Source organism: Pseudomonas sp. B13(2017), assembly GCF_002113245.1.
GTDB lineage: Bacteria > Pseudomonadota > Gammaproteobacteria > Pseudomonadales > Pseudomonadaceae > Aquipseudomonas > Aquipseudomonas putida_Z.
Window position 1 is genome coordinate 1 of sequence record NZ_NEJX01000009.1, and the last position, 25244, is coordinate 25244.

Sequence of the window (25244 nt, forward strand, 5' to 3'; positions counted from 1 at the left end):
AGAATGGGTGCCGCCCAAGGGCTACAAGGAAATTGAAGAAGCCAAGCAGGATATGACCAGCTTCTTCATGCGATACAACCGAATCAGGCTCCACAGCCACAACGACTACCTGTCACCAATAGCTATGGAGCAGCAGGCGGCTTGATCACCGTAACCGGTGTCCGGAAAAACTTGACCAGAACAAGCCCGCTCCCACAGGGATAGCGCATGGCTTGAAGCCGGCGCGGTCGGGGTGGGAGCTGGCTTGCCGGCGATGGGCTGCGCAGCAGCCCCTAAAAGCTAACTAGCCGCATCCACTTCCAAGAACGCCGCCTCCAGCAACTGCCGGGTATACGGATGCTGCGGCGCATGGAAGATCGCCTGCGCATCCCCTTGTTCCACCACATGCCCATGCTTGATCACCATCAACTGGTGGCTCAACGCCTTGACCACCGCCAGGTCATGGCTGATGAACAGGTAGGTCAGGTTGTATTTCTGCTGCAGATTGCGCAGCAACTCCACCACTTGCCGCTGCACCGTGCGGTCCAGCGCCGAGGTAGGTTCATCCAGCAGGATCAGCGCCGGCTTCAATACCAACGCCCGGGCAATGGCAATGCGCTGGCGCTGCCCACCGGAAAACTCATGCGGATAGCGATGCCGCGTGCGTGGGTCCAGCCCCACTTCCTCCAGGGCCGCAATAATCGCTGCTTCCTGTTCCTGCGCCGTGCCAATGCGGTGAATGCGCAACCCTTCGCCGACAATGTCCTCCACGCACATGCGCGGGCTCAGGCTGCCGAACGGGTCCTGGAACACCACCTGCATTTCCCGGCGCAACGGGCGCACGGCCTTCTGGTTCAGCCCTTCCAGATCCTGCCCATGAAAGCGAATGCCGCCCTGGCTGGAGATCAGCCGCAAGATCGCCAAACCCAAAGTCGACTTGCCCGACCCGGACTCGCCGACAATCCCCAGCGTCTGCCCTTGCGGCAAGCTGAAGTTGATCCCGTCCACAGCCTTCACATGGTCGACCGTGCGCCGCAGCAGCCCCTTCTTGATCGGGAACCACACCTTGAGGTCATCCACCTCCAGCAATGGCGCGCCCACCGGGTTGTGCGCCGGCAGCCCGCTGGGCTCGGCATTGATCAGCATCTGCGTGTAGTGGTGCTGCGGTGCGCTGAACAGCCTGGCGCATTCGGCCTGCTCGACAATCTGCCCGTGCTGCATCACGCACACACGGTGGGCGATGCGCCGCACCAGGTTCAGGTCATGGCTGATCAGCAGCAGGGCCATGCCCAGACGCGCCTGCAGTTCCTTGAGCAGTTCGAGAATCTTCAACTGCACGGTCACGTCCAGCGCCGTGGTCGGCTCGTCCGCAATCAGCAGTTCCGGCTCGTTGGCCAGGGCCATGGCGATCATCACCCGCTGGCGCTGCCCGCCAGACAATTCGTGGGGCAGGGCCTTCAGGCGCTTGCGTGGCTCGGGAATGCCGACCATCTCCAGCAGTTCCAGGGTGCGCGCCGTGGCCTCCTTGCCGGTCAGGCCCTTGTGCAGCAGGAGGATTTCGTTGATCTGCTTCTCGATGCAGTGCAACGGGTTCAGCGAGGTCATCGGCTCCTGGAAGATCATTGCAATGCGGTTGCCGCGAATGCGCTGCATGGTCTTCTCGTTCTGCTGCAGCAGGTCCTTGCCCTCGTAGCGGATGCTACCGCTGGGGTGGCGCGCCAGGGGGTAGGGCAGCAGGCGCAGGAGCGAGTGCGCGGTAACCGATTTGCCCGAGCCACTCTCGCCCACCAGTGCCAGCGTCTCACCCTTGCGGATGTCGAAGCTGATGCCGTTCACCACACGGTGGGCCTGGTCTCCGGTGACGAATTCCACTGCCAGGTCGCGCACTTCGATCAGGTTCTGTTCACTCATGTCACTTCCTCGGGTCGAAGGCATCGCGGGCGGATTCGCCGATGAACACCAGCAGGCTCAGCATCAGCGCCAGCACGGCGAAGGCGCTGATGCCCAGCCATGGGGCCTGCAGGTTGGACTTGCCCTGGGCCACCAGTTCGCCCAGCGATGGTGCGCCCGGCGGCAGGCCGAAGCCGAGGAAGTCCAGGGCAGTGAGGGTGCCAATGGCGCCGGTGAGAATGAACGGCATGAAGGTCATGGTCGAGATCATGGCGTTCGGCAGGATGTGCCGGTACATGATCGCGCCGTTGCGCATCCCCAATGCGCGGGCTGCGCGCACGTATTCCAGGTTGCGCCCGCGCAGGAACTCGGCGCGCACCACGTCCACCAGGCTCATCCACGAGAACAGCAGCATGATGCCCAGCAACCACCAGAAGTTGGGCTGCACGAAGCTGGCGAGGATGATCAGCAGGTACAGCACCGGCAGGCCCGACCAGACTTCCAGGAAGCGTTGCCCGGCCAGGTCGACCCAGCCGCCATAGAAGCCCTGCAAGGCGCCGGCGATCACACCGACGATGGAACTGAGCAGGGTCAGCGTCAGGGCGAACAGCACCGAAATGCGGAAGCCGTAGATCACCCGCGCCAGCACGTCGCGGCCCTGGTCGTCGGTACCCAGCCAGTTGTCCGCCGACGGTGGGGCCGGGGCGGGTACGCGCAGGTCGTAGTTGATGCTCTGGTAGCTGAACGGGATCGGTGCCCACAGCACGAAGCTGTCTTTCTTCTCCAGCAGTTCGCGGATGTACGGGCTCTTGTAGTTGGCTTCCAGCGGGAATTCGCCGCCAAAGGTGGTTTCCGGGTAGCGCTTGAACGCCGGGAAGTACCATGCGCCGTCGTAGCGCACGGCAATCGGCTTGTCGTTGGCGATCAGCTCGGCGCCCAGGCTCAGGCCGAACAGGATCAGGAACAGCCACAGCGACCACCAGCCACGGCGGTTGGCCTTGAAGCGCTCGAAGCGCCGGCGGTTGAGGGGGGACAAGGCCATGTCAGTGCTCCCGGCTGGCGAAGTCGATGCGTGGATCGACCAGGGTGTAGGTCAGGTCGCCGATCAGTTTCACCACCAGCCCCAGCAGGGTGAAGATGAACAGCGTGCCGAAGACCACCGGGTAGTCACGGTTGATGGCTGCCTCGAAACTCATCAGGCCGAGGCCGTCGAGACTGAAGATCACTTCGATCAGCAAGGAACCGGTGAAGAAGATGCCGATGAACGCCGAAGGGAAACCGGCAATCACCAGCAGCATGGCGTTGCGGAACACATGGCCGTACAGCACCCGTGGCCGGCTCAGGCCTTTGGCCTTGGCGGTGACCACGTATTGCTTGTTGATCTCGTCGAGGAAGCTGTTCTTGGTCAGCAAAGTCATGGTGGCGAAGTTGCCAATGACCAGCGCGGTGATCGGCAGCACCAGGTGCCAGAAGTAGTCCAGCACCTTGCCGGTGGTGCTCAGCTCGTCGAAGTTGTTGGAGGTGAGGCCGCGCAGCGGGAACCAGTCGAAGTAGCTGCCGCCGGCGAACAGCACGATCAGCAGGATGGCGAACAGGAACGCCGGGATGGCGTAGCCGACGATGATCGCCGAACTGGTCCACACGTCGAAATGGCTGCCGTGGCGCACGGCCTTGGCAATGCCCAGCGGGATCGACACCAGGTACATGATCAGCGTGCTCCACAGCCCCAGCGAAATCGACACAGGCATCTTCTCGATGATCAGGTCGATGACCTTGGCATCGCGGAAGAAGCTGTCGCCGAAGTCCAGCCGGGCGTAGTTCTTGATCATGATCCACAGGCGCTCGGGCGGCGACTTGTCGAAGCCGTACATGCGTTCGATCTCGGCGATCAGTGCCGGGTCCAGGCCCTGGGCGCCGCGGTAGTTGGAGCCGGCCACGGACACTTCGGCACCGCCACCGGCAATACGGCTGGTGGCGCCTTCGAACCCTTCGAGCTTGGCGATCATCTGCTCGACCGGGCCACCGGGGGCGGCCTGGACGATGATGAAGTTGATGATCAGGATGCCGAACAGGGTCGGGATGATCAGCAGCAGGCGGCGCAGGATGTAGGCCAGCATGTTATTCGGCCTCGTCCGCAGTGGTTTCGCTGACGGCCGGGGTTACGCCGGGCTTGATCCACCAGGTGTCGATACCGATGTCGTACTTGGGCGAGACGTCCGGGTGGCCGATGTGGTTCCAGTAGGCCACGCGCCAGGTCTTGATGTGCCAGTTGGGGATCACGTAGTAGCCCCACAGCAGTACGCGGTCGAGGGCCCGGCAGTGGTCGATCAGGCTCTGCCGCGAATCGGCGTTGATCAGCTGTTCCACCAGCTGGTCGATGGCGGGGTCGCGCAGGCCGATGAAGTTGCGGCTGCCGGGGTTGTCGGCGGCGGCACTGGACCAGAACTCGCGCTGCTCGTTGCCCGGCGAGTTGGACTGCGGGTAGCCACCGACGATCATGTCGTAGTCGCGCGAGCGCAGGCGGGTGATGTACTGGGACACGTCGACCCGGCGGATGTTCAGGTCGATGCCGAGGTCGGCGAGGTTGCGCTTGAACGGCAGCAGGATGCGTTCGAACTCGGTCTGTGCCAGCAGGAACTCGATGCTCACCGGCTTGCCCTGGGCGTCGACCATCTTGTCGTCGACGATTTTCCAGCCGGCTTCCTGCAGCAGCTTGTAGGCCTCGCGCTGCTGTTCGCGGATCATGCCGCTGCCGTCACTGACCGGGTTGCGGAAGGCTTCGCTGAATACCTGCTCGGGGACCTTGCCGCGCAGCGGTTCGAGGATTTTCAGCTCGCTGGGGCCGGGCAGGCCGCGGGCGGCCATTTCCGAATTGTCGAAGTAGCTGCCGGTACGGGTGTAGGCGCCGTTGAACAGCTGCTTGTTGGTCCACTCGTAGTCCAGCAGCAGGCTCAGCGCCTGGCGCACGCGCACGTCCTGGAACACCGGGCGGCGGATGTTGAAGATGAAGCCCTGCATGCCGGTGGGGTTGCCGTTGGGCAATTCTTCCTTGATCAGGCGGCCATCGCGCACGGCGGGTACGTTGTAGGCGGTGGCCCAGTTCTTCGCGCTGACTTCCAGCGCATAGTCGAACGCACCGGCCTTGAGTGCTTCCAGGGCGACGGTGGTGTCGCGGTAGGAATCGAAGGTCATGACGTCGAAGTTGTAGAAGCCGCGGTTGATCGGCAGGTCCTTGGCCCAGTAGTCCTTGACCCGCTCGTAGCGCACCGAGCGCCCGGCCTTGACCTCGGCGACCTTGTACGGGCCGCTGCCCAGCGGGATTTCCAGGTTGCCGCGGTTGAAGTCGCGGCTTTCGTACCAGTGCTTGGGCAGTACCGGCAGTTGGCCGAGAATCAGCGGCAGCTCGCGGTTGTTCTTGTGCTTGAAGGTGAACAGCACCGTCAGCGGGTCTTCGGCGACCACTTCGGCGACGTCGGCGTAGTACTGGCGGTACAGCGGCGCGCCGTCCTTGATCAGGGCATTGAAGGTGAATACGACGTCGTCGGCGCGCATCGGGTGGCCGTCGTGGAAGCGTGCCTCGGGGCGCAGGTAGAAACGCACCCAGCTGTTGTCCGGGGCCTTTTCGATCTTGCCGGCCACCAGGCCGTACTCGGTGAACGGCTCGTCCTGGCTCTGGCGCATCAGGGTGTCGTAGATGCTGCTGATGTTCTCGGCCGGCACGCCCTTGTTGATGAACGGGTTGAGGCTGTCGAAACCGCCGAAGCTGGACTGGCGGAAGGTGCCACCCTTGGGTGCGTCAGGGTTGACGTAGGCGAAGTGCTTGAAGTCGGCGGGGTACTTGGGTGGCTCGTCGTACAGGGTGAGCGCATGTTGCGGTGCGGCCAGGGCGGGAAGGCTCAGGCAGGCAAGCAACAGGCTGCCGGCCAGCCGGCGCAGTCGGTGCGTTGGCGTCATTGGGCTTTCTCCGAAGTCTTGATCCACCAGCTGTTCAGCCCAAGGGTGTAGGGCGGCGTGGTGACGAAGGCGAACCGGTTGCGGTAGGCCAGGCGATGATTGTCGAGGTACCAGTTGGGGATCATGTAGTACTGCCATGAGAGCACGCGGTCCAGGGCGCGGGCGGCGGCGACCTGGTCATCGCGGGTACGGGCGGCGAGCAGGGTGTCGAGCAGATGATCGACCACCGGGTCCTTGACCCCAGCATAGTTCTTGCTGCCCTTGGTGGTTGCCTGGCTGGAGTGGAAGTACAGCCACTGTTCGAGGCCGGGGCTTAGCGTCTGGTTCAAGGTCATCAGGATCATGTCGAAATCGAACTGGTCCAGGCGTTGTTTGTACTGGGCGCGGTCCACGGTACGCAAGCGCGCATCGATGCCGATGCTGGCCAGGTTTTCGACATACGGTTGCAGGATGCGTTCAAGGTTGGGGTTTACCAGCAGCAGCTCCATGCGCAGCTGCTGGCCCTTGCTGTCGACCAGGCGCTGGCCGTTCAGCTTCCAGCCGGCTTCGGCGAGCAGGCCGAGGGCCTGGCGCAAGGTCTGGCGGCTGATGCCACGGCCATCGGTCTGGCTGACCTTGTAGGGTTCGCTGAACAAGCTGGCCGGCAACTGGTCACGGAACGGCGCCAGCAGCAGCCACTCCTTGCCGGTAGGCAGGCCGGTAGCGGCGAATTCGCTGTTGGGGTAATAGCTGGTCGAGCGGCGGTAGGCGCCGCTGAACAGGGCGCGGTTGGTCCACTCGAAGTCGAGCATCAGCCCCAGCGCCTGGCGTACCCGTGGGTCGCTGAAGGTGGCCCGGCGGCTGTTCATGAACAGGCCCTGGGTTTGCGTGGGGATGCGGTGCGGGATCTGCGCCTTGATCACCTCGCCCCGGCGCACGGCCGGGAAGTTGTAGCCGTTGGCCCAGTTCTTCGCCTGGTGCTCGATATAGATGTCGAACTCGCCGGCCTTGAACGCTTCGAAGGCGACCGTGGCGTCGCGGTAGAACTCGTATTCCACGCGGTTGAAGTTGTATTTGCCACGGTTTACCGCCAGGTCCTTGCCCCAGTAGTTCTTCACCCGTTCGAACACCAGCCGGCGCCCAGGCTGGACCTGGGTGATGCGGTAGGGGCCGCTGCCCAGCGGGGGCTCGAAGGTGGTGGCCTTGAAGTCGCGCTTTTGCCAGTAGTGCTTGGGCAGCACCGGCATTTCGCCCAGGCGCAGGATCAGCAGCGGGTTGCCGGCGCGCTTGAACACGAAGCGGATGCGCAGCGGGCCGAGGATGTCCACCCGCTGCACTTCCTGCAGGTTGGTGCGGTAGATCGGGTGGCCATCCTTGAGCAGCGTGCGATAGGAGAAGGCCACGTCTGCCGAGGTGATCGGCTTGCCGTCATGCCAGTGGGCTTCCGGGCGCAGGTTGAACACCACCCAGCTGCGGTCCTCGCTGTACTCCACCGAGCGGGCGATCAGGCCGTAGCTGGAGGTCGGCTCGTCGCCGGACGGGTCGTACTGGCCGGTGCCGACCATCAGCGGCTCGTTCAGCTCGCTGATGCCGTATTGCTGGAAATTGGGCGTGGTAATCGGGCTCGACCCCTTGAAGGTGTAGGGGTTGAGGGTGTCGAAGGTACCGAAAGCCATGGCCCGCAAGGTGCCGCCCTTGGGCGCTTGCGGGTTGACCCAGTCGAAATGGGTGAATGTGGCTGGGTACTTGAGCGTGCCGAACTGCGCGTATCCGTGGCTTTCGCTCACCATCGCGGCTGCGGGAAAGCTCAAGGCCAGGCTGAGTGACAGCAGGAGGGGACGTATCAAGTCGGCATCCGATCCAGAGGCGTTGGGCTTTGATCGGGGTACAGTAACAGCTTGGTGGGGTTGGAAAAAGAGAGGGGGCAGGGGTTTTCCAGTGGGTATTTCTCAGGCCCATTCGCGGGCACGCCCGCTCCCACAGGTACAACACCGGCCTTGATGGCGGTGAAAAACCTGTGGGAGCGGGCGTGCCCGCGAATGGGCTGCAAAGCAGCCCCTGTAACTATATCAATGCGAGAGGTAGACGGTGAGGGTCTGGCCTGGCTTCAGGGCATGGCCGCTGCGCGGGTTCCAGCGTTTGAGGTGCTTCATTTCCACGTTGAAGCGCTTGGCCACCAGGTACAGCGAATCGCCTTTGCGTACCTTGTACTGCGTGGAGCGTTGCCCGGAGGCGGCTACCCGATTGCCAGCAGCACTCGGCGCGCTGCCTCCGCGCAGGGCCAGAACCTGGCCAGCGCGCACGCTGTTGCCGGAGAGTCGGTTCCAGCGCTTGATGTCCTTGACCGAAACGCGGTTGGCCTTGGCGATGGCGCCCAGGTTGTCGCCGCGCTTGACCCGGTAGCTGCGCGCCGCCACCGGGGCTTTGGCTTCGGCCACGGCGCGGGCGAACACCGCCTTGTTCGGCTGCAGGCTGACCAGCTGCTCGGGCTTGAGGTTGGACAGGCTGTCGCTCAGCAGCTGCGCCTTGGCGGTGGGTACCAGCAGCTGCTGCGGGCCATCCACGGTCATGCGCTTCTTGAATGCCGGGTTGAGCTGGATCAGCTCGTCTTCGTCGATGTTGGCGAAGGCCGCTACCCGTGACAGGTCGAGGCGGTCGTTGATGGCCACCGCCTCGAAGTAGGGTTCGTTGGCGATCGGGTTCAGGTTCACGCCATAGGCTTCCGGCGTGAGTACCACCTGCGACAGGGCCAGCAGCTTGGGCACGTAGTCGCGGGTTTCCTGCGGCAGCGGCAGGTTCCAGTAGTCGGTGGGCAGGCCGAGCCGTTCGTTGCGCTCGATGGCGCGGCTGACCGTGCCTTCGCCGGCGTTGTAGGCAGCCAGGGCCAGCAGCCAGTCGCCGTTGAACATGTCGTGCAGGCGGCTGAGGTAGTCCAGCGCGGCGTTGGTCGAGGCGGTCACGTCGCGACGGCCATCGTAGAAGTTGGTCTGGCGCAGGTTGAAGTGGCGGCCGGTGGACGGAATGAACTGCCACATCCCCGCAGCATGGGCGCGCGAATAGGCCATCGGGTTGTAGGCGCTCTCGATGGCTGGCAGCAGGGCCAGCTCCAGCGGCATGTCGCGTTCTTCGAGGCGCTCGACGATGTAGTGCAGGTAGAGGCTGCCACGCTCGCCGGCGCTTTCGATGTAGCTTGGGTTGCTGGCGAACCACAGGCGCTGCTGCTCGATGCGCGGGTTGACGTCGATGTTGTCCTGCAGGGCAAAGCCCTGGCGCATGCGCTCCCACACATCCTGTGGTGCCTGCTCGGCCGGCTTGACCAGCAGTGGTGAAGGCTTGTGCTTGATCCGCGCCTGGTAGTTGTGCGCGCGAACGCTATCGGATTCGTCGAGCTGACGGGTGCTCTGGCAGCCCACCAAAGTGGCGGCCAGGGCCAGCGCACTGATTTGGGCCAGGCGCGTCAGGGCGACGGAATGAGAGGTTCTGCGGCTACGGGAAGACATCGGCTGACACAGGTTTCCGGGCGAAAAATTTCGGCGATTCTAGAAACCGCTCCGGGCCTGGTCAACCTTTGACCATCGCTTGCGATATATCTTGAGGTTATCAGAAGGTGTCCTTCCAAGACCTCAAGGCAGCAAAAACAGCGACATGCGAGGGGTTTGAATGTCCCTTCCATTCGTCTGCTTTTTGTTTAACTAATGTTTCAGAGGTGCGCAGGAAGGGGTTGGTCAGGCGCTCCAGACCGATCGTTGATGGCAATGTGATGCGATTTTCGGCACGCAAACGGGTAACGTCCTCGAACCGCTGCTGAACGTGCGGGTTCTCGGGTTCCACCGCCTTGGCGAAACGCAGGTTGCTCAGGGTGTATTCGTGGGCGCAGTACACCTCGGTCTGCTCTGGCAGGGCTGCCAGGCGGGCGAGAGCAGGCTGCATCTGTTCGGGGGTACCTTCGAACATGCGCCCGCAACCGGCGGCGAACAGCGTGTCGCCACTGAACAGTACCGGCGTTGCCGGCTGGTCGCTGAACAAGGCGATATGCCCCAGGGTATGGCCGGGCACGGCCAGCACCTGGAAGGTCACGCCAAGCACCGTCACCTGGTCACCTTCGTCCAGCGCCAGGTCACGGCAGGGAATGCGCTCGTGGGCCGGGCCGCAGACCCGCGCGCCGGTCAGTTGCTTGAGCCGTTCCACGCCGCCGACGTGGTCGTTGTGGTGGTGGGTGACCAGGATGTCGCTCAGTACCCAGCCGGGGTTGGCCGACAGCCAGCGTTCCACTGGGCCGGCGTCACCCGGATCGACCACCGCGCAGCGGCGTTTGGCAGTATCCTGTAACAACCAGATGTAGTTGTCGGAGAAAGCGGGGAGAGCATCGATCTGTATCATGGTGCGGATCCGATTCGCCTAGCGTGGCACATGAGGGCATCTTATCCGCGATGGCGCGGTGCGAGAACCTTCGAGGGAGAGCGCAATGACCGACCAAGCCTTTGCCCAGGCCGACCCGGACTGGGTCAAGCTCATCAGCCTGGCCCGTGAGTGGTTCAACGGCCCACTCGGCCAACTGATGCTCAAGGAGGAGGAAAAACTGCTGGAAGAAGAGCTCGGGCGCTTCTTCGGGGGTTACCTTGTGCACTACGGGCCCTGCGCCGAGCCACCGCCCAGCGCGCCCCAGGTGCAGCGCAACGTGCGCCTCGGCGCACCGCTGCCGGGGGTGGAGATTGTCTGCGAAGAGCAGGCCTGGCCGCTGAGCGAGCACGCCGCCGACGTGGTGGTGCTGCAGCATGGCCTGGATTTCTGCCTTTCGCCCCACGGCCTGCTGCGCGAGGCGGCTAGCGCGGTGCGCCCTGGCGGGCACCTGCTGATCGTCGGGATCAACCCCTGGAGCAGCTGGGGCATGCGCCATTTCTTCAGCCACGGCGCCTTGCGCAAGGCCCGTTGCATCTCGCCGTCACGGGTGGGTGACTGGCTCAACCTGCTGGGCTTCGCGCTGGAGAAACGCCGCTTCGGGTGCTATCGTCCGCCGCTTGCCTCACCGGCCTGGCAGCAGCGCCTGGCGGGCTGGGAACGGTTGGCCGGCGGCTGGCAGAGCTCCGGTGGCGGGGTGTACCTGCTGGTAGCGCGCAAGATGGTGGTGGGCCTGCGGCCGTTGCGCCAGGAGCGTCGCGAACCGATGGGCAAGCTGCTGCCGCTGCCACTGGCCAAGGTCAACCGCGCGGCGGCCAACCCGGATACTGAAAAGCACTGAACATGAGTGGTACATGAGCGAAAGCGTCGAGATGTTTACCGATGGTGCCTGCAAGGGCAACCCTGGCCCTGGCGGTTGGGGCGTCCTTATGATCTACAAGGGCGTCGAGAAGGAACTGTGGGGCGGCGAACGCGAAACCACCAACAATCGCATGGAACTGATGGCCGCGATTCAGGGCTTGATGGCGCTGAAGCGCGAATGCGAAGTGGTGCTTACCACCGACTCGCAGTACGTGATGAAGGGCATCAACGAATGGATGACCAACTGGAAGAAGCGCGGCTGGAAAACCGCGGCCAAGGAGCCGGTGAAGAACGCCGACCTGTGGCAGCAGCTGGATGAGCAGGTCAACCGCCACAAGGTGACCTGGAAGTGGGTGCGCGGGCATATCGGCCACCCCGGCAACGAACGCGCCGACCAGCTGGCCAACCGTGGGGTCGATGAGGTGCGCGCCAAGCGTTGAGCTGGGGTACAATTCCGGCCTTTGTAACTGATGCAAGTTGGAGCGCCCCGCGTGGAGCAGCAGCAAGATAAACGGTTCGTCATTCTCGATACCGAAACCACGGGTATGCCGGTCAGCGAAGGCCACCGGATCATCGAGATCGGCTGTGTCGAGGTCATCGGCCGGCGCCTGACCGGGCGGCACTTCCACGTCTACCTGCAGCCGGACCGCGAGAGTGACGAGGGCGCCATCAACGTCCACGGCATCACCGATGCCTTCCTGGTCGGCAAGCCACGCTTTGGCGATGTTGCCGAGGAGTTCTTCGAGTTCATCCAGGGCGCCACGCTGGTCATCCACAACGCGGCGTTCGACGTTGGCTTCATCAACAACGAATTTGCCTTGCTGGGCCAGCAGGACCGCGCGGACATTTCCCAGCACTGCACCATCCTCGACACCCTGCTGCTGGCGCGTTCGCGCCACCCGGGGCAGCGCAACAGCCTGGATGCGCTGTGCAAACGCTACGACATCGACAACTCGGGCCGTGAGTTGCACGGCGCATTGCTCGACTCGGAACTGCTGGCTGACGTCTACCTGGCAATGACCGGTGGCCAGACCAGCCTGTCGCTGGCCGGGCATGGTGCAGAGGCCGGGGATGAAGGGGCGGGTGCTGGTGGCAGCGAGATTCGCCGTATTACCGGGCGGGCGCCCGGGCGGGTGATCATGGCCAGTGCCGAGGAGCTGGAGGCGCATGCCGAGCGCCTGGCGGCCATTGCCAAGTCGGCGGGTGGGCCATCCATGTGGCAGGCTCTGACCGAGACACCTGCTGGCTGATCTTTCGCCTGCTCCGGCCTCTTCGCGGGCTTGCCCGCTCCCACAGGTACTGCACAGGCCTTGAGCCTGTTGGAAATCCTGTGGGAGCGGGCAAGCCCGCGAAGAGGCCGGTCCTGACCACACAGGTTCTACTACCCTGAAATGGACGCCATGTCCTTCGGAGGTAGCCACCTGATGTACAAGGACCTCAAGTTCCCCATCCTCATCGTGCACCGCGCCATCAAGGCCGACAGCGTCGCTGGCGAGCGTGTGCGGGGCATCGCCGAGGAACTGCGCCAGGACGGCTTTGCCATCCTCGCCGCCGCCGACCATGCCGAGGCCTGCCTGGTCGCCGCCACCCACCATGGCCTGGCCTGCATGCTGATTGCCGCCGAGGGCGTTGGCGAGAATACCCACCTGCTGCAGAACATGGCCGAGCTGATCCGCCTGGCCCGCCTGCGCGCCCCCAACCTGCCGATTTTCGCCCTGGGCGAGCAGGTGACCCTGGAAAACGCCCCCGCCGAAGCCATGAGCGAGCTCAACCAGTTGCGCGGCATCCTCTACCTGTTCGAAGACACCGTGCCGTTTCTTGCGCGCCAAGTGGCGCGTGCCGCACATATCTACCTCGACGGCCTGCTGCCGCCGTTCTTCAAGGCCCTGGTGCAGCACACCGCGCAGTCCAATTATTCCTGGCACACCCCGGGCCACGGCGGCGGCGTGGCCTATCGCAAAAGCCCGGTGGGCCAGGCCTTTCACCAGTTCTTCGGGGAAAACACCCTGCGCTCGGACTTGTCCGTTTCCGTGCCGGAGCTGGGCTCGCTGCTCGATCACACCGGCCCCTTGGCCGAAGCCGAAGCCAGGGCCGCGCGCAACTTTGGCGCCGACCACACCTTCTTCGTCATCAATGGCACCTCCACGGCCAACAAGATCGTCTGGCACGCCATGGTCGGCCGCGACGACCTGGTGCTGGTGGACCGCAACTGCCACAAGTCGGTGGTGCACGCGATCATCATGACCGGTGCCATTCCCCTCTATCTGTGCCCCGAGCGCAACGAACTCGGCATCATCGGCCCGATCCCGCTCAGCGAGTTCAGCGCCGAGGCGATCCAGGCGAAGATCCAGGCCAACCCTCTCGCCCGTGATCGCGGGCAGCGCATCAAGCTGGCGGTGGTGACCAACTCCACCTACGACGGCCTGTGCTACCACGCCGGCTTGATCAAGCAGACCCTGGGCGCCAGTGTCGAGGTGCTGCACTTCGACGAGGCCTGGTTCGCCTATGCAGCGTTCCATGAGTTCTTCACCGGGCGCTATGCCATGGGCACGGCCTGCGCGGCAGACAGCCCGCTGGTGTTCAGCACCCATTCCACCCACAAGCTGTTGGCCGCGTTCAGCCAGGCCTCGATGATTCATGTGCAGGACGGGGCCAGGCGCCAGCTGGACCGTGACCGCTTCAACGAAGCGTTCATGATGCACATCTCGACCTCGCCGCAGTACAGCATTCTCGCTTCGCTGGACGTGGCCTCGAGCATGATGGAAGGGCCGGCCGGGCGTTCGCTGCTGCAAGAAATGTTCGACGAGGCGCTGAGCTTTCGCCGTGCCCTGGCCAACCTGCGCGAGCACATCGCCGCCGACGACTGGTGGTTCAGCATCTGGCAGCCGCCGAGCGCCGAAGGCATCCACCGCCTGGCCGCGCAGGACTGGCTGCTGCAGCCGGGGGCGGAGTGGCATGGCTTTGGCGAAGTGGCGGACGACTATGTGCTGCTCGACCCGCTGAAGGTGACCCTGGTGATGCCGGGCCTGAGCGCGGGCGGTGCGCTGGGCGAGCATGGCATCCCGGCGGCGGTGGTCAGCAAGTTTCTCTGGGAGCGGGGGCTGGTGGTGGAGAAAACTGGCCTGTACAGCTTCCTGGTGCTGTTCTCCATGGGCATCACCAAGGGCAAGTGGAGCACCTTGCTCACCGAGTTGCTGGAGTTCAAGCGCCACTATGACGGCAATACCGCCCTGAGCGACTGCCTGCCGAGCGTGGTGGCTGCTGATGCCTCACGCTACCAGGGCATGGGCCTGCGCGACCTGTGCGACCAGTTGCATGGCTGCTACCGCGCCAATGCCACGGCCAAGCAATTGAAGCGGCTGTTCACGCGCTTGCCGGAGGTGGCCGTGAGCCCGGCCCGGGCCTATGACCAGATGGTGCGCGGTGAGGTGGAGGCGGTGCCGATCGAGGCGCTGCTGGGGCGGGTTGCAGCGGTGATGCTGGTGCCGTACCCGCCTGGTATTCCGTTGATCATGCCGGGGGAGCGGTTCACCGAGGCGACCCGCTCGATAGTCGATTACCTGGCATTCGCCCGGGCGTTCAACCAGGGCTTCCCAGGTTTCGTCGCCGACGTGCACGGCCTGCAGAACGAAAGCGGCCGCTACACGGTGGATTGCATCAAGGAATGCGAATGATCTCGACGCCGCTGCGCGCCAGTTCGAAGCGGTTTTCACCCAGGTGGTTCACCTTGTCGCCGATGGCCAGGCGATAGGTGGTGATGGGGGCGCCCAGCGTGCTGCCGTCGGTTTGCAGGGTCGACTCCTGGAACTCGTGCACGGGGTAGATGCGGCCTTCGGCGTCACGGGCGTGGAATTGGCCGACCATTACTGCTGCCATTTGGGTGGAAACCTCTGAATTACGTGGGAAATGTCTGCAGGCATAGACCGTGGAACAGCGTCGGAAGTTTTCGCCCCGCGGAAAAAAAACCAAAGCGCCGAGGAACGGTCATCTATAACTACAACGTCCCTTTACCCAGCAGAGGTTGGAAATTGCCATGAGCCAGGTGTATTCGGTAGCAGTGGTCGTCGGTAGCTTGCGCAAGGACTCCTACAACCGCAAGATCGCCCGCGCACTCTCGGAGCTGGCGCCGTCCAGCCTTGCCCTGAAGATCGTCGAGATTGGCGATTTGCCGTTGTACAACGAGGATGTCGAGGCCGAAGCAGCGCCGGAATCGTGGAAGCGTTTTCGCGACGAGATCCGCCGCAGTGATGCGGTGCTGTTCGTTACCCCGGAGTACAACCGCTCGGTACCTGGCGGCCTGAAGAATGCCATCGATGTGGGCTCGCGGCCTTACGGGCAAAGCGCCTGGAGTGGCAAGCCGGCGGCGGTGGTCAGTGTGTCGCCTGGGGCCATTGGTGGCTTTGGTGCCAACCATGCCGTGCGCCAGTCGCTGGTGTTTCTGGACATGCCGTGCATGCAGATGCCCGAGGCCTACATTGGCGGCGCGGCTAGCCTGTTCGAGGATTCGGGCAAGCTCAATGACAAGACCCGACCGTTCTTGCAGGCGTTTGTCGACAAGTTCGCTTCTTGGGTGAAGTTGAACAGGGCGGTTTGAGGCCTGTTCATTCGGTGTCAGCTTTCAAAGGGGCTGCTGCGCAGCCCATCGCCGGCAAGCCAGCTCCCACACCGACCGCGTTGGCTTTGGAGATTTGCTTCTTCAGGAAATTCACATGGCTTGAGAACGATGCGGTCGATGTGGGAGCTGGCTTGCCGGCGATGGGCCGCACAGCGGCCCCAGCGGATTAGCGGAAGCTGTAGGAAACCCCGGCATACACGCCAAAGCCTTCGCCCGGCGTCGAACGGGCCTCATCCTTTCCAGCATCGTTGTAGCCAGGTGTCACCGTCGCCGCATAACGCTTGTTGGTCAGGTTGCGCAGGTCCAGCCAGGTCTGCCAGTCCTGCTTCGGTGAATCCCAGCCCAGGCGTGCGCCGAGCAGGGCATATTCATCGGCGTGGTAACTGTTGGCGTAGTCCACCTGCACCTTCGACGCCATCTGCGTGTTCACCCCCGCGTAGAAACCGCTCGGCCAGTCATAGCGCAGCTCGGCCTGGTAGTAGTGCATCGGGATGCCCGGCAGGCGGTTGTCGCCGAACTTGTCGTCATCGCGGTAGTGGAAGTCACTGAAGGTGTAGGCCTGGCGCAGGCTCAGCCTGCCAGTACCGGCACGTTCCCACAGAGTACTGTCGAGGCCGGCTTCCACGCCTTGGTGCACGGTGGCGCTGGCGTTGAATTCCTTGGCCGGAGCGCCTTGCACTATCTCCACCGCCAGCAATTCATGGCGAACCTGCGAGTAGTACCACGCCAGGTCCCAATGCCCCAATGCCGATTCGCCGCGTGTGCCCAATTCCAGTGTGGTGGCCGTCTGGTTTTGCATTTCGATCGGTTGGTTGGCTGTGGGCGCACTCCAGATCAGGGCCCAGGGATGGGGTGGTTCGACCGAGCGGCTCAGGTTGCCGTACACCTGCAGGTCCGGGCTGATGTCATAGCGCAGCCCCAGGCGTGGTGCATAGTCCCAGTCATGCTGGCTCACTTTGCCGCCCCCGGCAGGGTGGTAAGTGACATCACTCTCACGGCGGGTATAGATCATCGCCAGGCCAGTGGTCAGCCACAGGTTCGGTACCAGCTCCAGGTCATTGCCCACATGCAGCACGGTGTCCGAGCCCTGGTAGGTGAAGTCGCGGGTGCGCTCACCGAACACGTCGCCATTGCGGGTGAACTGCGAAGCACCGCTGTTGGGCAGGTGCTTGGTGGTGCGCCAGCCGACGGTGGTCTTGCTCTCGTGGCCGAACAGGGTATCGCGGCGGAAGTAGTTCAAGGTGCCGCTCACATCGGTATAGGCCACCTTCAGGCGCATCGGGCCTTCGCGCAGGTCCATCGGGTAGTCGTGGTAGACCAGGCCGGCTTCCAGGCGCGCATCGTCGTCGAGGTAGAAGGTGGTCTTGTTGCCCACCCAGGTACTGCCCGGTTGCGGGCGGCTGTCGTCGCGGGCCAGGTAGGCCGGGTTCGCGGCGCGGGGGTGGTGCTTGATCTGCTCCTTGGTCAGCCGCCCGGCCAACTCGTTCTCGGTTTCCCGATAGCGCAGGTAGAAGCGGGTTTCCAGGTTCGGGTTGAAGCGGTAGCCGACGTTGGCGGCAACCCCCTTGGCGCTGCCGCTGCTGTGCGCCTGGTAGCCGTCATATTCCGAATCGGTCAGGGCCACGTAGTAGTCGAGGTTGCCCAGCACCTGCCCCGAGCTGATGTGCCGATGCTGGTAGCCGCGGCTGCCGACTTCGTAGCGCACCTGCAGCGGCGCGCTGTCGTAGCCGGTGTGGGTGACGTAGTTGATTGCACCGCCAAGGGCGAGGGCCCCCTGGTCGAAGCCGTTGGCGCCGCGCAGCACTTCGGCACGGCTCAGCCACAGCGGTTCGAACAGCTCGTAGGGCGTACCGCCCGGGCCGGTCAGGGGCAGGCCGTCGAACATCGTGTACACCCCGGAGCCGTGGGCCCCCGGTGCGCGGTTGATGCCCGAACCGCGGATCGACAGCTTGATGCCATCGTTGCCCGCCGATTGCGCGAATACCCCGGGCTGGTAGGCAAGTACATCCTGGTTGCTGGCAACCCGGCCTTGCCCTACACGCTGCATGTCCACCAGGTTGCTGGCGCCAGGCACTTCGTGCAGGCGTTCGCTGGCGGCGGTCAGGTCGTTCTGCTCCTCATCGGTGATCAGCACCTGGCCCAACTCGACCGAGGGTGCCGCCAGGGCGGGCTGGTAGGCAGCGAAAGCAGCCAGCAGGCCGAGGCAGGATGGTGGGGGCAAAACGCAACGCATTGTACGACTCCAGGCGAAAGGCGAATGGACAACGGCGTTGAGACGAGCGAAATGCCGCTTGGAGCACGAGGAAAGTCGACAAATATCGCGCAACCTTCGTCAGACGGTTTTGTACGAAAGTTCTTTACAAGCCGTAGCGATGGAGCAGGGCGACCTGCGCTTCGTAAGGTGATTGCAGACCGGCAGCGATGCCTCGCTCAATCACCCGTGGAGTTCAAACATGACTGACAACGCACGACACTCGCAGCAACCCCTGGCGGACGCCCCGGTTCGCCTGACGCCACGTGAACGGCAAGTGCTGTTGTGGTGTGCCTACGGCAAGAGCTCGTGGGAGATTGGCCGGATCCTGGAATGCAAGGAATCGACGGTGAACTTCCATGTGTCGAACATCCTGCGCAAGTTCGATGTGCCCACGCGGGTGGCTGCGGTGATCAAGGCCATTCGCTACGGCATGCTGGCCGAGCAGTGAGGGGGTGACGCATGGGCAACGATCCTCGGTTACCGCGTTTTGCCGACTGCCATGACCCGTTCTGGCCACGGGTGGACCTGGGCAGGCTGCGTGAGCGCCTGAACCTGCAGCGGCCTGTCAGTGAGGCTGCGCTGGAGGTGGCCGCACGCTGCGCCGCCATCGACGCGGCACGCGAGTTCGCGCGCTGGCGCGCGGTGTTGCGAGAACGGGGCTACAAGCGCCTCGAGGATGTGGCCGGGCATGATCACGGGCGTGCATTGCGGGTGTGCTACATCCGCTTTGTCGAAGCCGCGGTCATGCATAGCCTGGGCTCGACCGCCTATCTGGCCACTGCGCACCGAGGTGCTGCCCATGGCTGAAGAATCTGTTTTCGACAGCCTGGCCCCGGCGCTGGTGGAGTTGCTGGGCGTGGATGGCAATGTACTGTTCGCCGCGCTGCTGGGGGCTTTGCTGGTGAGCGCGGCGCGTGACCGGTTGATCACCAACAAGGCCAGGCGCCTGACGCTGGGCAAGAAACTGTTGCTGGTGTTCGTGACCGTGGGGGTGGGCCACCTGTTCGAGCCGCTGGTCTCGTCACTGGTGCCCCTGCTGAGCCGTGGCATGGCGGCGTTCGTGGCAGCCGTGGTGGTGATCCCCATCAGCCTCAAGGTGATGGTCTGGCTGGATACGCTGGACCCGCGCGAACTCATCCAGCGCTGGCGCCGCCGGGGCTAGCCGCTGGCGGCATTGGGCAAGCGACTGGTCAGCGCGCTCAATTGCCGTTCCAGCTGCTGGATGCGTTGCTTGTCCTGGACCAGCAGGAGAACGGCCTGGCGATCGGCAAGCGACAAGGTGCGCAGGCGCGCGAGCATGTCGTGTTCCCAGCCGTCTTCGTCCGGGCCTGCGCGATGTCGTTCGGGTTCACCCAGCAGAAGCCAGTCCAGTGAGCATGCATATTGCCTGGCGATGTCTATGCAGAGTGAATAAGGAATGCTGTCGCGCACCTTCCAGCTGCTCAATGTCTGCGGGCTGATCGAAAGCGCTCTGGACAGCTCGGCGTCAGATTCCGTAGCGGTCAGAAGCTTCAGCCGGGTCAGCACCGAAGCAAGTACGTGGGTACTCATAACAAATATCCATGACTGGTTTAATGATATTCCATGGGCTTAAACTACTCGTTATGAATACAGCCCTGCGTTTTAAGGAGCGTTCCTGCAATGAGAAGCATCAAACTGAAGAATACACCTATATATGCAGCCAATACTGATAAAACCGGACGACTATTCTCACAGAAGGTAAGCCTGAACAATGCTTGCAGGTACTTGCCGTGAGTACATACAAGCTGGTTTGCCCGCATTGCCACAGCCGGATGCGCATACGCACCAGTGAAGGGCGTCATATTTTCCTGCGGATCGCCTATTTGCAATGCACCAACGAGGCCTGTGGCTGGTCGGTGCGTGCCGAGTTCGAGATGACCCATGAGCTCTCGCCCAGCGGCATGCCCAATCCGGAAGTGTACCTGCCTTCGGCCAACGGTGATTTACGCAAGGCAGCGCTGCCGGGGGCCGTCCAGGACAATCCTGGTGAATAAGCCTTCATGCTCACGGATAAAAGCGTGCAGATAAAAAAACACCCCGCATAAGCGGGGTGTCTTGTTTTGCCGGGGCGATCAGCCGATCAGTTGCAGGCCGGCTTGCTGGACCATTTCCAGCAGCGGTTGCGGGTACACACCCAGCACGAAGGCGAGAATGGCGATGGCCAGCAGCATGACGCCGCCGGTGCGCTGTTCCCACTTCAGCGGGGCGTCGTGGCGACGCAGGTTCGGCTCGACCAGGTACAGGGTGACCATGACGCGCAGGTAGTAGTAGACGCCGATGGCGCTACCGATCACCAGGGCACCGACCAGCCACCACAGGTGCGACTCGACGCCAGTGGCAATGATATAGAACTTGCCGATGAAGCCGGCGGTGAGCGGGATACCCGCCAGCGACAGCATCATCACGGTCAGTACCGCAGTCAGGTACGGACGGCGCCAGAACAGGCCGCGGTACTCGTACAGTGCATCGGCGTCACGGCCGCCGTAAGGCGAGGACATCAGGGTGATGACGCCGAAGGCGCCCAGGCTGGTGATCACGTAGGTGACCAGGTACACGCCCATGGCTTCCAGGGCCAGGCCCTTGCTGGCGACCAGGGCGATGACCAGGTAACCGAAGTGGGCGATGGACGAGTAACCGAGCAGGCGCTTGAGGTTGCTCTGGGTCAGTGCCAGCAGGTTGCCGATCAGGATCGAGGCCACGGCAATCACCGCCAGTACGGTGCTCAGCACGCCGCTGCTGGCAGCAGGGGAGAGCATGAACAGGCGCACGACCACGGCGAACACCGCGACCTTGCTGGCGGTGGCCAGGAAGGCGGCGACCGGTGCCGGGGCGCCTTCGTACACGTCCGGGGTCCACAGGTGGAACGGTACCAGCGACAGTTTGAAGGCCAGGCCGACCAGCATCATGCCCAGGCCCAGCTGGGCCACCAGGCTTGGCATGCTGGTGGCGGCCAGGGCCTTGCCGATCTGGTCGAAGCTCAGGCTGCCGGCGTCGGCGTACAGCAAGGCCATGCCGAACAGCAGGAAGGCCGAGCCAGCGGCCGACAGCACCATGTACTTGATGCCGGCTTCCAGCGAGCGCTTGTTGAAGAAGGCATACGCCACCAGGCCGTAGACCGGTACCGACAGCAGCTCCAAGCCGATGAACAGGCCGGCCAGGTGGTTGGCGCTGACCAGCACCAGGCCACCGAGGGCCGACATCAGCAGCAGCAGGTACAGTTCTTCACGGTTGCCCGGGAAGCCCTTGGAGCCTTCGCCGAGGTAGGCGTGGGCGAGGGTGACGCAGGCCAGCGTCGCCACCAGGATGATCGCCATGTACAGGCAGGCGAACTTGTCGATGGTAATCAGCGGGGTGACCGCCAGCGGCGCAACCTTCAGCGCCGGCAGGATCGACAGCAGGGCCAGGTTGAGGCCCACGGTGGACAGCAGGAAGGTCTGCGAGTGGTTGCGCTTCCAGGCGATCGCCAGCATCACCACCACCGTGGTGATGGTGGTGATCAGCATCGGCGCCAATGCGATGAAGTGTTGAGTGGTGAATTCCATAGCGCTCTTACCGGGCCGAAGCGAGTTGAGTGAAAGCGGAACCGAGCCACTGCTGCACACCACTCATGGTGGCGGCAGAGGTGTCGAGGAACGGCTGCGGATACACGCCCAGCAGGATCAGCAGTACCGCCAGACCCAGGACCATGATCAGCTCGCGACCGTCCATGCCGGCCAGCACGGTGTCGGTCTTGGCCGGGCCGAAGTAGGCGCGGTGGATCATGATCAGCGAGTACACCGAACCGAACACCAGGCCAGTGGTGGCGATCACGGTGATCCACGGCACGCTGGCGAAGCTGCCGATCAGGATCAGGAACTCGCCGACGAAGTTGCCGGTACCGGGCAGGCCCAGGGAGGCGGCGGCGAAGAACAGGCTGATGGCCGGCAGGTAGGCGATGCGGTGCCACAGGCCACCCATCTGGCGCATGTCACGGGTATGCAGGCGCTCGTACAGCTGGCCGGCCAGGATGAACAGCGCGGCAGCGGACAGGCCGTGGGCCAGCATCTGGATCACCGCGCCTTGCAGGGCCTGCTGGCTGCCGGAGTAGATACCGATCAGCACGAAGCCCATGTGCGAGACGCTGGAGAAGGCGACCAGGCGCTTGATGTCGGTTTGCGCGAAGGCCAGGAAGGCACCGTAGAAGATACCGATCAGGCCCAGGGTCATGGCGATTGGCGCGAACTCGGCCGAGGCGTTCGGGAACAGCGGCAGGGCGAAGCGCAGCAGGCCGTAGGCCGCAGTCTTCAGCAAGATACCGGCCAGGTCCACGGAGCCTGCGGTCGGTGCCTGGGCGTGAGCGTCAGGCAGCCAGGAGTGGAACGGCACCACCGGCAGCTTCACCGCGAAGGCGATGAAGAAGCCCAGCATCAGCAGGTACTCGGTACCGGCTGGCAGTTCGGCCTTGAGCAGGTCGCTGTAGTTGAAGGTGATCACGCCGGTGTTGGTGTAGTTGACCAGCACCAGGCCGAGGATCGCCACCAGCATGATCAGGCCGCTGGCCTGGGTGAAGATGAAGAACTTGGTCGCCGCGTAGATCCGGGTCTTCTTGCCGTCCGACGAGCTGTGACCCCAGAGCGCGATGAGGAAGTACATCGGCACCAGCATCATTTCCCAGAAGAAGAAGAACAGGAACAGGTCCAGGGCCAGGAACACACCGACCACGCCGCCGAGGATCCACATCAGGTTGAGGTGGAAGAAGCCGACGTGACGCTGGATCTCTTTCCAGGAGCACAGTACCGACAGCACACCGAGCAGGCCGGTGAGCAGGATCATCAGCAGCGACAGGCCGTCGAGGGCCAGGTGGATGCTGATGCCGAAGCGCTGGATCCACTGGACTTTGTATTCCAGGGCCCAGGCAGGCTCGGCGCCCGGAGCGGGGGCCAGGGTGTAGTCGCCGTTACCCCACAGCCACAGGCCGATGCCGAGCAGCAGGGACATGGTCAGCAGCGCGATCCAGCGCGGCAGGGTGGCGCCGAAGCGCTCACCCAGCCAGCACAGGAAGCCGCCGATGAAGGGGATCAGGATCAGCCAAGGCAAAATCATGACGGGTTCGTTTCCTTTTGCAGGGTCGCAAGGTTCGCAAGATTCATGGTCATACCGCGGCCACTACCACAGCGCCGAGTACCAGCACTGCGCCAACGGCGATCGAAGCGGTGTACCAGCGCAGCTGGCCGGTCTCGGTCTTGCTCATGGCGACGTGGCCGCCGCGAGCCAGGCGAGGGATCAGGCCGATGCTGCGGTCAACCGGGTCCTTGCGCAGGATGTGGCTGATCAGCAGGTAAGGTTTGACGAACAGCTTGTCGTAGATCCAGTCGAAGCCCCAGGCGGCGAACCACCAGGCCGACAGGACACGACCGATACCGCTGTTGGCGACGGCGCTGACGAAGCGGCGCTTGCCCAGGAACAGCAGGGCCGACAGCAGGATACCGGCGATGGCGATGGCGCCCGAAGTGAGCTCCAGCGCGTGCTTGGCTTCGCCACCGGCGTGGCCGGCGCTTTCAGGCAGCACACCTGCCAGCGGCGGGGTGATCCAGGCGCCGACGAAGGTCGACAGCACGATCAGCACGCCCAGCGGCAGCCAGTGGCTGATGCCGTGGCCAGCGTGGGCTTCGGTCTTGGCTTCGCCGTGGAAGGCGATGAAGATCAGGCGGAAGGTGTACAGCGAGGTCATGAACGCACCGACCAGGCCGGCGTACAGCAGGCCGGTGTTGCCGCTGGCGAAGGCTTCCCAGAGGATCTCGTCCTTGGAGTAGAAGCCCACGGTCACGATCGGCAGGGCAGCCAGGGCAGCGCCACCGACCACGAAGCTGGCGTAGGCCAGCGGCAGTTTCTTCCACAGGCCGCCCATCTTGAAGATGTCCTGCTCGTGGTGGCAGGCAACGATCACCGCACCGGAGGCAAGGAACAGCAGGGCCTTGAAGAAGGCGTGGGTCATCAGGTGGAAGATCGCCGCGTCCCAGGCGCCAACGCCCAGGGCCAGGAACATGTAGCCGATCTGGCTCATGGTCGAGTAGGCGAGGATACGCTTGATGTCGGTCTGCACCAGCGCGGCGAAGCCGGCCAGTACCAAGGTCACGCCACCGACCACGCCTACCAGGTGCAGGATGTCCGGCGCCAGCAGGAACAGGCCGTTGGTACGGGCGATCAGGTACACGCCCGCGGTCACCATGGTTGCCGCGTGGATCAGTGCGGAGACCGGAGTAGGGCCGGCCATCGCGTCGGCCAGCCAGGTCTGCAGTGGCAGCTGGGCCGATTTACCGACCGCACCACCCAGCAGCATCAGGGTTGCCAGCACCATCCAGGTGTCGCCAGCCTGGAACTTCTGCGGGGCCAGCACCAGCAGCTCCTGCACGTTCAGGGTACCCAGCTGGACGAACAGGATGAACAGGCCGATGGCCATGAACACGTCGCCGATACGGGTGACGATGAATGCCTTGAGTGCCGCGTTACCGTTGTTGCGGTTGCTGTAGTAGAAACCGATCAACAGGTACGAGCACAGGCCCACGCCTTCCCAGCCGAAGTAGATGAACAGCAGGTTGTCGCCCAGCACCAGGAACAGCATGCTGGCGATGAACAGGTTGGTGTACGCGAAGAAGCGCGAGTAGCCGGCTTCGCCACGCATGTACCAGGAGGCGAACAGGTGGATCAGGAAGCCGACACCGGTGACCACGCCGAGCATGGTGACCGACAGGCCGTCCAGGTACAGGGTGAAGTTCGGCGCGAAGCCGTCCACCGACATCCACTGCCACAGCAGCTGGCTGTACGCGCCGCCCTCAGGCGGGGCGACGTTGAATTGCCAGATGACGTAGGCGGCGGTGGCGGCCGAAAGGCCTACCGAGCCGACGCCGATCAGGGCGGACAGGTTCTCCGAGAACCGCCCGCGCGAGAACGACAGCAGCAGGAAGCCGACGAGGGGGAAGACGAAAGTCAGGAAGAGAAGGTTCATCCGCGCATCTCACTGGCAGCATCGATGTCGAGAGTGTGGAAGCGGCGATACAGCTGCAGCAGGATGGCCAGGCCAATACTGGCCTCGGCGGCTGCCAGGCTGATCACCAGAATGAACATCACCTGGCCGTCGGGCTGGACCCAACGGGCACCGGCGACGACGAACGCCAGGGCAGAGGCGTTCATCATGACTTCCAGGCTCATGAGCACGAAGAGGATGTTGCGGCGGACCATCAGGCCAACCAGACCTAAGCAGAACAGGATGCCGGCGACTGCCAGACCATGCTCGAGAGGGATAGCACCCATGAT

The 25244-nt window shown here is 63.7% G+C and carries 23 protein-coding genes; 9 read left to right on the plus strand and 14 right to left on the minus strand.

Features of this window, described 5'->3' with window-relative positions:
- Positions 1–279 precede the first annotated feature (279 nt).
- The 7 genes from CAG44_RS13550 to gloB all read right to left on the minus strand — a co-directional run bounded on the left by CAG44_RS13550 (position 280) and on the right by gloB (position 10182).
- Positions 280–1890 carry an ABC transporter ATP-binding protein gene (locus CAG44_RS13550; RefSeq protein ID WP_038409989.1) on the minus strand — a complete coding sequence of 537 codons (1611 nt, stop codon included), beginning with the start codon at positions 1888–1890 and terminating at the stop codon, positions 280–282.
- Position 1891: 1 nt separating this feature from the next.
- Positions 1892–2911 carry an ABC transporter permease gene (locus CAG44_RS13555; RefSeq protein WP_063912689.1) on the minus strand — a complete coding sequence of 340 codons (1020 nt, stop codon included), beginning with the start codon at positions 2909–2911 and terminating at the stop codon, positions 1892–1894.
- A gap of 1 nt (position 2912) precedes the next feature.
- Positions 2913–3986, minus strand: coding sequence for a microcin C ABC transporter permease YejB (locus tag CAG44_RS13560; protein ID WP_009686399.1), 1074 nt, complete (start codon positions 3984–3986; stop codon positions 2913–2915).
- A 1-nt stretch (position 3987) separates the two neighbouring features.
- Entirely contained in the window at positions 3988–5823 is a 1836-nt protein-coding gene (locus tag CAG44_RS13565; protein ID WP_085692313.1) for an extracellular solute-binding protein, read from the minus strand.
- A complete protein-coding gene (locus CAG44_RS13570; RefSeq protein WP_218191907.1) occupies positions 5820–7649 on the minus strand; it encodes an extracellular solute-binding protein in 1830 nt (609 codons plus the stop codon). Before CAG44_RS13570 ends, CAG44_RS13565 begins: the two co-directional genes overlap by 4 nt.
- A 222-nt stretch (positions 7650–7871) precedes the next feature.
- The gene (locus CAG44_RS13575) at positions 7872–9302 is read right to left on the minus strand and encodes a lytic transglycosylase domain-containing protein (RefSeq protein WP_025339937.1); all 1431 of its coding nucleotides are present in this window, start codon (positions 9300–9302) and stop codon (positions 7872–7874) included.
- 100 nt (positions 9303–9402) lie between these two features.
- Complete coding sequence (gloB, locus tag CAG44_RS13580) at positions 9403–10182, minus strand: hydroxyacylglutathione hydrolase (RefSeq protein WP_085692314.1); 780 nt, start codon at positions 10180–10182, stop codon at positions 9403–9405.
- An 85-nt stretch (positions 10183–10267) separates the two neighbouring features.
- Here gloB and CAG44_RS13585 point away from each other — a divergent pair, with 85 nt between their 5' ends.
- The 4 genes from CAG44_RS13585 (at position 10268) to CAG44_RS13600 (ending at position 14735) form a co-directional block, all read left to right on the plus strand.
- A complete protein-coding gene (locus CAG44_RS13585) occupies positions 10268–11041 on the plus strand; it encodes a class I SAM-dependent methyltransferase (RefSeq protein WP_085692315.1) in 774 nt (257 codons plus the stop codon).
- A 13-nt stretch (positions 11042–11054) separates the two neighbouring features.
- The gene (rnhA, locus tag CAG44_RS13590) at positions 11055–11501 is read left to right on the plus strand and encodes a ribonuclease HI (protein ID WP_003261021.1); all 447 of its coding nucleotides are present in this window, start codon (positions 11055–11057) and stop codon (positions 11499–11501) included.
- A gap of 51 nt (positions 11502–11552) precedes the next feature.
- Positions 11553–12311, plus strand: a complete 759-nt coding sequence (dnaQ, locus tag CAG44_RS13595; protein WP_085590408.1) for a DNA polymerase III subunit epsilon — start codon at positions 11553–11555, stop codon at positions 12309–12311.
- 174 nt (positions 12312–12485) lie between these two features.
- On the plus strand, positions 12486–14735 hold the full coding sequence (locus tag CAG44_RS13600) for an Orn/Lys/Arg decarboxylase N-terminal domain-containing protein (protein WP_085692316.1): 2250 nt from the start codon (positions 12486–12488) through the stop codon (positions 14733–14735).
- Here the strand turns inward: CAG44_RS13600 and CAG44_RS13605 are convergent.
- A complete protein-coding gene (locus CAG44_RS13605) occupies positions 14719–14937 on the minus strand; it encodes a hypothetical protein (protein WP_003261019.1) in 219 nt (72 codons plus the stop codon). The genes CAG44_RS13600 and CAG44_RS13605 overlap by 17 nt on opposite strands.
- Before the next feature lie 157 nt (positions 14938–15094).
- Between CAG44_RS13605 and chrR the strand changes: the two genes are divergently transcribed.
- Positions 15095–15655 carry a class I chromate reductase ChrR gene (gene chrR / locus CAG44_RS13610; protein WP_085692317.1) on the plus strand — a complete coding sequence of 187 codons (561 nt, stop codon included), beginning with the start codon at positions 15095–15097 and terminating at the stop codon, positions 15653–15655.
- A 187-nt stretch (positions 15656–15842) separates the two neighbouring features.
- Here the strand turns inward: chrR and CAG44_RS13615 are convergent, their stop codons facing one another.
- Complete coding sequence (locus CAG44_RS13615) at positions 15843–17909, minus strand: TonB-dependent receptor domain-containing protein (protein ID WP_085590414.1); 2067 nt, start codon at positions 17907–17909, stop codon at positions 15843–15845.
- A 220-nt stretch (positions 17910–18129) separates the two neighbouring features.
- Between CAG44_RS13615 and CAG44_RS13620 the strand changes: the two genes are divergently transcribed.
- From CAG44_RS13620 to CAG44_RS13630, 3 genes are read left to right on the plus strand one after another with little or no spacing between them, the layout of a single operon-like run.
- Positions 18130–18378, plus strand: coding sequence for a helix-turn-helix domain-containing protein (locus CAG44_RS13620; RefSeq protein ID WP_075045814.1), 249 nt, complete (start codon positions 18130–18132; stop codon positions 18376–18378).
- A gap of 11 nt (positions 18379–18389) precedes the next feature.
- Entirely contained in the window at positions 18390–18737 is a 348-nt protein-coding gene (locus CAG44_RS13625) for a head completion/stabilization protein (protein WP_085692318.1), read from the plus strand.
- Positions 18730–19092: a hypothetical protein gene (locus CAG44_RS13630; RefSeq protein WP_085692319.1), complete on the plus strand. Its 363-nt coding sequence runs from the start codon at positions 18730–18732 to the stop codon at positions 19090–19092. Before CAG44_RS13625 ends, CAG44_RS13630 begins: the two co-directional genes overlap by 8 nt.
- Here the strand turns inward: CAG44_RS13630 and CAG44_RS13635 are convergent.
- A complete protein-coding gene (locus CAG44_RS13635) occupies positions 19089–19481 on the minus strand; it encodes a helix-turn-helix domain-containing protein (RefSeq protein WP_085590418.1) in 393 nt (130 codons plus the stop codon). The genes CAG44_RS13630 and CAG44_RS13635 overlap by 4 nt on opposite strands.
- Before the next feature lie 200 nt (positions 19482–19681).
- On the opposite strand from CAG44_RS13635, the gene CAG44_RS13640 reads away from it, so the two are divergent.
- A complete protein-coding gene (locus CAG44_RS13640; protein WP_023662582.1) occupies positions 19682–19945 on the plus strand; it encodes an ogr/Delta-like zinc finger family protein in 264 nt (87 codons plus the stop codon).
- 78 nt (positions 19946–20023) lie between these two features.
- Here CAG44_RS13640 and nuoN read toward each other — a convergent pair whose 3' ends face one another.
- From nuoN to nuoK, 4 genes are read right to left on the minus strand one after another with little or no spacing between them, the layout of a single operon-like run.
- Complete coding sequence (gene nuoN, locus CAG44_RS13645) at positions 20024–21493, minus strand: NADH-quinone oxidoreductase subunit NuoN (protein WP_025339926.1); 1470 nt, start codon at positions 21491–21493, stop codon at positions 20024–20026.
- A gap of 7 nt (positions 21494–21500) precedes the next feature.
- Positions 21501–23033, minus strand: a complete 1533-nt coding sequence (gene nuoM, locus CAG44_RS13650; RefSeq protein ID WP_015271056.1) for an NADH-quinone oxidoreductase subunit M — start codon at positions 23031–23033, stop codon at positions 21501–21503.
- Positions 23034–23082: 49 nt separating this feature from the next.
- A complete protein-coding gene (nuoL, locus tag CAG44_RS13655) occupies positions 23083–24936 on the minus strand; it encodes an NADH-quinone oxidoreductase subunit L (RefSeq protein ID WP_025339925.1) in 1854 nt (617 codons plus the stop codon).
- Positions 24933–25241, minus strand: coding sequence for an NADH-quinone oxidoreductase subunit NuoK (nuoK, locus tag CAG44_RS13660; protein WP_003251446.1), 309 nt, complete (start codon positions 25239–25241; stop codon positions 24933–24935). The genes nuoL and nuoK overlap by 4 nt, the downstream gene beginning before the upstream one ends.
- Between the last annotated feature and the right edge of the window lie 3 nt (positions 25242–25244).